Source organism: Peptoniphilus indolicus ATCC 29427, assembly GCF_000227315.1.
GTDB lineage: Bacteria > Bacillota > Clostridia > Tissierellales > Peptoniphilaceae > Peptoniphilus > Peptoniphilus indolicus.
The window spans coordinates 68,913-76,428 of the sequence record NZ_JH165063.1; the positions used below are offsets into that span (position 1 = coordinate 68,913).

9 protein-coding genes are annotated in these 7,516 nt (G+C 32.8%); 7 read left to right on the top strand and 2 right to left on the bottom strand.

All coding sequences use genetic code 11. The features are described 5' to 3' along the window. From HMPREF9129_RS07020 to HMPREF9129_RS07045, 6 genes are all read left to right on the top strand, one after another. A partial coding sequence (locus tag HMPREF9129_RS07020; RefSeq protein ID WP_004821934.1) for a copper-translocating P-type ATPase occupies nt 1-1,881 on the top strand: 1,881 nt, incomplete at its 5' end. A 1-nt stretch (nt 1,882) separates the two neighbouring features. Further along, on the top strand, nt 1,883-2,089 hold the full coding sequence (locus HMPREF9129_RS12435; protein ID WP_004821936.1) for a heavy-metal-associated domain-containing protein: 207 nt from the start codon (nt 1,883-1,885) through the stop codon (nt 2,087-2,089). A gap of 153 nt (nt 2,090-2,242) precedes the next feature. Continuing rightward, nucleotides 2,243-2,995, top strand: coding sequence for an acyl-CoA dehydratase activase (locus HMPREF9129_RS07030; protein ID WP_040552778.1), 753 nt, complete (start codon nt 2,243-2,245; stop codon nt 2,993-2,995). Beyond that, on the top strand, nt 2,992-3,759 hold the full coding sequence (locus HMPREF9129_RS07035) for a 2-hydroxyacyl-CoA dehydratase family protein (protein ID WP_004821940.1): 768 nt from the start codon (nt 2,992-2,994) through the stop codon (nt 3,757-3,759). Before HMPREF9129_RS07030 ends, HMPREF9129_RS07035 begins: the two co-directional genes overlap by 4 nt. 12 nt (nt 3,760-3,771) lie before the next feature. Next, nucleotides 3,772-5,046 (top strand): double-cubane-cluster-containing anaerobic reductase, encoded by a 1,275-nt coding sequence (locus HMPREF9129_RS07040; protein ID WP_004821943.1) that lies wholly within the window; start codon nt 3,772-3,774, stop codon nt 5,044-5,046. 11 nt (nt 5,047-5,057) lie between these two features. Next, on the top strand, nt 5,058-5,321 hold the full coding sequence (locus HMPREF9129_RS07045; protein WP_004821945.1) for a putative Se/S carrier protein: 264 nt from the start codon (nt 5,058-5,060) through the stop codon (nt 5,319-5,321). Between the two features lie 43 nt (nt 5,322-5,364). On the opposite strand, the gene HMPREF9129_RS07050 is transcribed toward HMPREF9129_RS07045, so the two are convergent. Further along, a complete protein-coding gene (locus tag HMPREF9129_RS07050) occupies nt 5,365-5,961 on the bottom strand; it encodes a hypothetical protein (protein WP_004821947.1) in 597 nt (198 codons plus the stop codon). A gap of 64 nt (nt 5,962-6,025) precedes the next feature. After that, on the bottom strand, nt 6,026-6,613 hold the full coding sequence (locus HMPREF9129_RS07055; protein WP_004821949.1) for a hypothetical protein: 588 nt from the start codon (nt 6,611-6,613) through the stop codon (nt 6,026-6,028). A 159-nt stretch (nt 6,614-6,772) separates the two neighbouring features. Between HMPREF9129_RS07055 and HMPREF9129_RS07060 the strand changes: the two genes are divergently transcribed. Continuing rightward, the coding region (locus HMPREF9129_RS07060) for a YitT family protein (RefSeq protein ID WP_004821952.1) at nt 6,773-7,516 on the top strand (744 nt) is incomplete at its 3' end.

A 7,516-nucleotide genomic window follows, 5' to 3' on the forward strand; every position in this document is an offset into this window, starting at 1 on the left:
GCATTTACTCAATTTTTGATGGTGATACCAATTGTTTTTATAAATAGAAAATATTTTATAAATGGGTTTAAAAATATGTATAGGCTTTCTCCAAATATGGATTCGTTGATTGCGATGGGGTCAGGAGCTGCAATAGCATATGGAATTTATTCAATTTATAAAATAGGAATTGCATTGGGTGTTGGAGATATGATAACAGCACATCACTTTATGATGCATTTGTATTTTGAGTCGGCTGGGATGATACTTACTCTAATCACACTTGGCAAGTTTTTTGAAGCAAGAGCAAAGGATAAAACATCTGATGCGATAAAGAAATTGGTAAATTTGATGCCTAAGACAGCTTTGATAAATAGAAATGGCGTTGAAGGAGAAGTTGCAGTTGAAGATATAGTCATTGGAGATATAGTAATTATAAAAGTTGGAGATGCCATTCCGGTTGACGGAGTTGTTGTTGAAGGATATGGAAGCGTTGATGAATCGGCGATAACTGGAGAGAGCATTCCGGTTATGAAATCTGTTGGAGATACTGTAACTTCAGGAACTTTAAATACTACGGGATTTTTTAAATTAGAGGCCAAGCGTGTAGGAGATGACACAGCTTTGGCAAAAATAATAAAACTTGTGGAAGATGCTACGTCATCTAAAGCTCCAATAGCAAAGTTGGCAGATAAAATAAGTGGTATATTTGTGCCGATAGTAATGTTAATTTCGTTGCTATCAATGATAGTTTGGACTATTTTAACTGGAGATTTTGAATTTGCATTGGGGATAGGTATATCAGTTTTGGTAATATCTTGCCCATGTGCTCTTGGGTTAGCAACTCCTACGGCAATTATGGTGGGAACTGGCAAAGGTGCTGAAAATGGAATTTTAATAAAATCTGCAGAGGCTCTTGAAATTTTGCATTCGGTAAAAACTGTGGTGTTTGATAAAACGGGCACTATAACAGAAGGTAAACCGAAAGTAACTGATGTAATAGCTTATGAAGATAGCGAAGAAAAACTTATATCAATTGCAGCTTCGATAGAAAGTCTTTCATCACATCCATTGGCAGAAGCAATTGTAAACAATGCAAGAGAGAAAAATATTGAAATTTTTAAAGCTGATGAATACGAATTAATTCCAGGCAGAGGAATGTCGGCGATGTGTAAGGGTGTTAAAATATATGCAGGGAATGCAAAACTTATGCAAGAGCTTGGAATTGATGTAGCGAAAGTTGCTTATGAAGAAGAAAAATTTGCAAATGAAGGCAAGACACCAATGTATTTTTTAGAAGAAAATAAAATATTGGGAATAATAGCTGTTGCAGATACAATAAAAGAAAGTTCAAAAGAGGCACTATCCCATTTAAGAGAGATGGGAATAGCAACTGTTATGATAACCGGAGACAACAAGAGAACTGCAAAGGCAATTGCTGAGCAAGTTGGGTTAAGTGATTTTGTTGCAGAAGTTTTGCCGGAAGATAAAGAAAAAGCTGTAAGAGAGTTTCAGAAAGATGGAAAAGTTGTAATGGTTGGAGATGGAATAAATGACGCTCCGGCTTTGGCAAGGGCAGATGTTGGAATGGCAATTGGTGCCGGTACAGAAGTTGCAATAGAGTCGGCCGATGTAGTTTTAATGAGAAGTAATTTGTTGGACGTGCCGTCTGCAATAGGACTTAGCAAAGCTGTTATCAGAAATATAAAACAAAATCTATTTTGGGCATTTATCTATAATGCTATAGGAATTCCAATTGCGGCAGGTTTACTTTATAATAAATTTGGAATACTATTAAGTCCAATGATAGGGGCGGCAGCAATGAGTTTTAGTTCAGTTTCGGTAGTGAGTAATGCACTAAGGTTGAAATTTTTTACACCTAAGTGGAAGAGAGGAGAATAAAATGGAAAGAAAAATTATAATTGAAGGTATGATGTGTGGACACTGTAAAGCAGCTGTTGAAAAAGCACTAAGTGGAATCGAAGAAGTAAAAAGTTTTTCTGTTAATCTTGAAGAAAAAAATGCAGTAGTTGAAGTTGAAGAAAACATTGATGCAAAATTAAAAGAAACAATTGAAGAAGAAGGATATACTGTAATAGGTATAGAATAAATTTAGAAGGCCATTGTCATTTGATGATGGCTTTTATATTGTATAAGTAATTGACAAAAAGATTTAAAAAAGATATGCTTTATAATAAGAAATAAGAGTTTAATATCAATGAATACGTTTTACAGTTAAAAATTTATTAAATTGAGGTATGTTTTGAATTATGTAGGAATAGATATAGGCTCTACAGCAAGTAAAGTAGTCATTTTTGATGAAAAAAAGAGTACTATATTGAATAAAAAAATTATGCCAAGTGGTTGGAATAGTAAGGAAACAGGAGAAGAAATAAAAAAATGGATTGAGGAATTAGGGTATAGAAAAAGTTGTTTAAAGATAGTTGCAACAGGATATGGTAGAGTCAGTGTACCATATGCTGATAGAACTATAACTGAAATAACATGCCATGGGAAAGGAACTAGTTATTTACATAATGGTGATACAACTGTCATAGATATAGGTGGGCAAGATACAAAGATAATAGTCCTAAAAAATGGACAAGTTATGGATTTTATAATGAATGATAAATGCTCTGCTGGAACTGGAAAGTTTTTGGAAGTTATGGCAAATAGGTTAGGGCTTAATTTGAATGAGATGTTTGAGCTTGCGGAGAATGGAAAAAAGGCTAAGATATCATCAACTTGCACGGTTTTTGCAGAATCAGAAATTATTTCTCTAATGGGGAAGGGTACTTCTAAAGAAGATATTGCAGCAGGTGTTGTTAATTCGATATGTGCGAAGGTAGTTGCTCTTGTAAATAAAAAACAAAAGAGCGATTCATATTTTCTGACAGGAGGATTTTGTGAAAGTGATTATGTCATAAATGAGTTATCAAAGAGGCTCGGAGCAGAAGTGAATTCACATAAAGACGCGAGATTTGCGGGAGCTATAGGAGCGGCGTTATTGGCATGAGTGTTTGGAGAAAGCGAAAATTAAAAACGTATGAAGATTTGCCGGAGCTGAGACGGCAGGCATTTGTAGATTGTATAATGAATAAATCTTTGGAAGATAGTATTGTTGGAATTTTTGGAAATGTAAATGAGCCTTTGATTTATGCTTATGGTTTACACACAGTGCCTATGGAGGGCTTGGACTCACATATATTCTCTTTTGGAGAGTATGATGGTTGCGATTTGGTAAAGAGTACGATTATTTATTTAAAGACTGAAAAATGTCCATTGTTATTTTCAGCCAAAATGTACGTAGTCGAAGATTTTTGTGACCATTTTATAGAGAGTTTGCAGGGTGAAACTGAAAAACCAATTTGTGTGTACAGAAATGAAGATGAATTGAAGTTGATTTTAGAGGAAGTTTACAAAAGAGAGTATTCAAAAGAACTGCATGAGATTGCAATTGAAGAGTTTAAGAAAATGGACTTAGCTTTGAATAAATTACATATAAGTAATTTATCGGGTAGAGAAATATTTGAAGTAGAATTCTTTTCAAGATACTTGATAGACATAAAAGAGAGAAGAAAATTTTTAGAAGAAACAGTTGAAAAGTTAGATTTGTATGACTGTGATAGAATCACAGTGACAGCAGTATGTCCAGGTGGAATTTATAGAGCAATCGATAGTGATTTAAATACTATACGATATGGAATTAAGAGAGATATAGATAATCCGATATTTACGTGTAAGGGTTGTTTTATGGGAAAAATTAAATTTAATTATTAAGAGGAGTTAATAATGGCAGATAATAAAAAAATGTGGGAAGAACTTGGGATGGATGTTGAAACTCATGATTTATTGTGTGAAGCATTGCCTCAAGCTTTTGGAGATGTATATTTAAGTCAAGAAAAAAGACCGCAAAAGATGGATTATTTCAATATGGTTGTTGCAGACATACATGGGATTCGTCCAGCAGAGTTAGTTGAATTTCAAAAGAATGGTGGAAAAGTTGTAGGAAGTTTTTGTATACATGTTCCTGATGAAGTTGTCTTGGCTGCAGGCGCAATAGCCACTGGTCTTTGCAGTGGTTCGCAGTTTTGGGTTCCGGGGGGAGAAAAAGTTTTGCCAACGGCGACTTGTCCATTGATAAAAGCTTCTTTAGGAGCAAGGTTTGATAGAACTTGTCCGTTTTTTAGTATTTGTGATTTGTTCGTAGGCGAAACAACTTGTGATGGAAAGAAGAAAGCGTGGGAAATTTTATCCGAGGATGCACCAATGCATATAATGGACATACCTCAAATGAAGAGAGAACAAGATTTTGTAAAATGGGAAAATGAAATTAGAAACTATATGGAAGTATTGGAAGAATTGACAGGAAATAAAATCACAGAAGATACACTGTATGATGCAATTCTAACTGCAAATAATAAGAGAAGGGCACTTCAAAGATTAAACGAATTCAGAAAACTTGAAAATGTTCCAATCAGCGGTAGAGATGCACTACTTATTCATCAAATAGCGTTTTATGATGACCCTAAGAGATTTGCACAAATGTTAAATACTCTATGTGATGAATTAGATGAGAGAAAGAAAGATAATGTTTCTGTTTATGAAAAGGGAACTAAGAGAATTTTATTGACTGGTACGCCTTTATCAATTCCAAATTGGAAGATACATCAAATTATTGAGACATCCGGTGGTGCTGTTGTATGTGAAGAAATGTGTACAGGAGTTAGATATTCTGAAGCATTAGTTGATGAAACAAAAGGAAGTAAGGACACAATGGTCAAAAATTTAGCTGATAGATATCTTGGACATATAAATTGTGCTTGCTTCACTCCTAATAGAGAAAGAATCGATGATATAATCAGATTGGCGAAAGAATACAACGTAGATGGTGTAATCGATTTAAATTTAAAATTCTGTAATATCTACGATACAGAAGGATACTTTGTAGAAAAAGCTATGCAAGAAGCCGGAATTCCTTGCATAGGAATTGAAACAGATTATACAGATGAAGATGCTGAACAACTAAAGACAAGAATAGGAGCTTTTATAGAAATGCTCAGCTAATTGAGGATTAAATGAAAAAAATAAGACACTATGTATTAATGCCAAATTCTAAAGAGGCAATGACACTATATCAAAAAATGCAAGAAGCACAAATTAAATCTACAGTTGCACCGACACCAAGAGAGGCGGACCATTGTTGTGGAGTTTGTATTTTGTATGATGAGGTTGCTGAAAGGGACAAAATATTAGAAATTGCCAAAGAAAGTGATTTGAAAATAGATTGTTTCTGGGATATGGAGAATAAAGACGACCCAAATAGAAATAAGTTTTGTTAAAGAAAGCGTATCAGAAATTTTTCTGGTACGCTTTTTAAATAGGCTATTTTTTATCTACTCTGTTTAAAGTTAGTTCAAAATTAAAATCTTTATTTGAATCTGACTTAGTTTTTGAAGTAAGTTTTACTGTATTGTTTGATTCGATTAGCTCAGATGTTCCTTTTTCAAAATCAAAATCTGAAATAATTTGATAATAAGAAACAAGGTCGGATTTTCCATCTAAGATACTTACAAGACGAGGAGGCATTAAATAAGTACCACAGGTAGAAAAATTATTTGATAAATCTATTTCAGAATACGAAGGTAAATCTAAATCACTTTCAGCCAAATCACCCTTATAAGTTAAATAACAGTCAATTTGTAAAGACTTAGCTGTGAGCTTTTCGTTAGTAGGGAACTTTTCAGAATATTGCTCGATTATACTTTGGTCAATGGGCTTTATTGTGTACACAGCTTTAAAATTTTCATTTTCTCCCTCGAATGTATAATAAGGTTCATAGTCATTTCTAATATTTGACTCGGAATATGATAAATATTCGGGAGATTTTCTAAGTGCAGCTACTGTTTCTTTATTATCTTTTTTTTCAGCACAAGCTGTCAAAGATAGCAATAGCATTAAAACAATTAGTATTTTTTTCATACATACCTCCTAAAAAGGCTCTGTTTTACATTTAAAAAAAATAAAACAGAGCCTTGAATATAATTTAATTTGCTTTTAAGTCTATGTCAAAATTAAATTCCGGCATTGTCTTAGATTGAGCGTTTATTTTTATAACAGATGATTCATTGATGTTAGAAGAAACTGATTCAGGTATTAGCTTATCTTTTGAAATAGCTTCCTTACCGGTTAGAATTTTAACTAGAGTTTCTTTAGGCAATTTACTTGTAGAAGCTTCAAATACATCAGGAAGAGAAACTTTAAATGCAACATCAGTCATATCTGGGAGTTCTCCTAATGAATCTCCGGTGTATGTAAGATATACATTCACTTTATATACAGGATTTTGTTCCATGATTTTTTGAAGTTCGTCAGAGTTTGTACCTGCGTGCTCATCAGCCAAAGATTTTAAATATTCTTCTGTTACAGGGGTTACGACAGCTCTTGCCTCAAAGTTTTCATTTTGTCCTGTGTATGAATATAGAACTTCTTCTTCAGTATTTACTTTTTTATCAGTTTCCTGAGTAGTTTTATTTTCGGATGCTGTTGTGTCTTTAGAGTTATTTTTTGTTTCGTTCTTTGCACAGGCACTGAGTAGAATGAGTGCAATAAGTAATAAGCTTAGTTTTTTCATAGAATACCTCCTTATTTATCTTATTTGTATTATACCACAGAATTAAAATCTAAAACTTTGATGATATTTAAGAGTTAGTAAAGAGATAATTACAATATGTAATAAATAAGGTTTACTATTTAGGCTCTTAATCCTATAATCAAAGTAGGAGGGATAAGTTTGAAATTTAATATCACAAAAGAAGTATTTATAAAAAAACTTTTGGCAATTTTAATAGGAAATTTATTTTGCGCAATGGCTTTGGTTTTGTTGTTGAGACCTAATCAACTAATATCGGGAGGCGTTACGGGATTATCAGCTCTTTTAGATTTGTATTTACCAATTCCGATAGGTTTGATTTTGTTCTTATTAAATTTACCTCCTATGATACTTGGGCTAATATATTTGGATACAAAATTTATGTTTTTCTCAACTATATCAATATTTTTGCTATCTTTTTATGTAGGATTTTTAGACTCTATTACAGAATCTGGATTTATAGTTACTAAAGATGTCTTATTGTCTTGTATATTTGGCGGAGTTCTAAATGGAATTGGAATGGGAATTACATTTAGAAATGGATGCTCAACGGGTGGACTTGATATAATTGGTGCAATAATGAAAAAGAAGTACAACATTTCTGTTGGGAATGTATTGATGGGGTTAAACTTTTTTATAATAATGTCATCATCTTTTATATATTCTTTAGATAGAGCACTGTATACACTTGTTGCACTATTTATTGCCTATAGAGTGATGGATAAAATTCATTTAGGGGTTGGAAAGCAAAAGCAAGTATTTATAATAAGTGAGCATGATGAAAAAATTGTAAATAGCATTTATAGTAATATGAATAGAGGGATGACATATATTTATGGAGAAGGAGCATATAGTCATAATAAATTTAAGATAATATATATGATA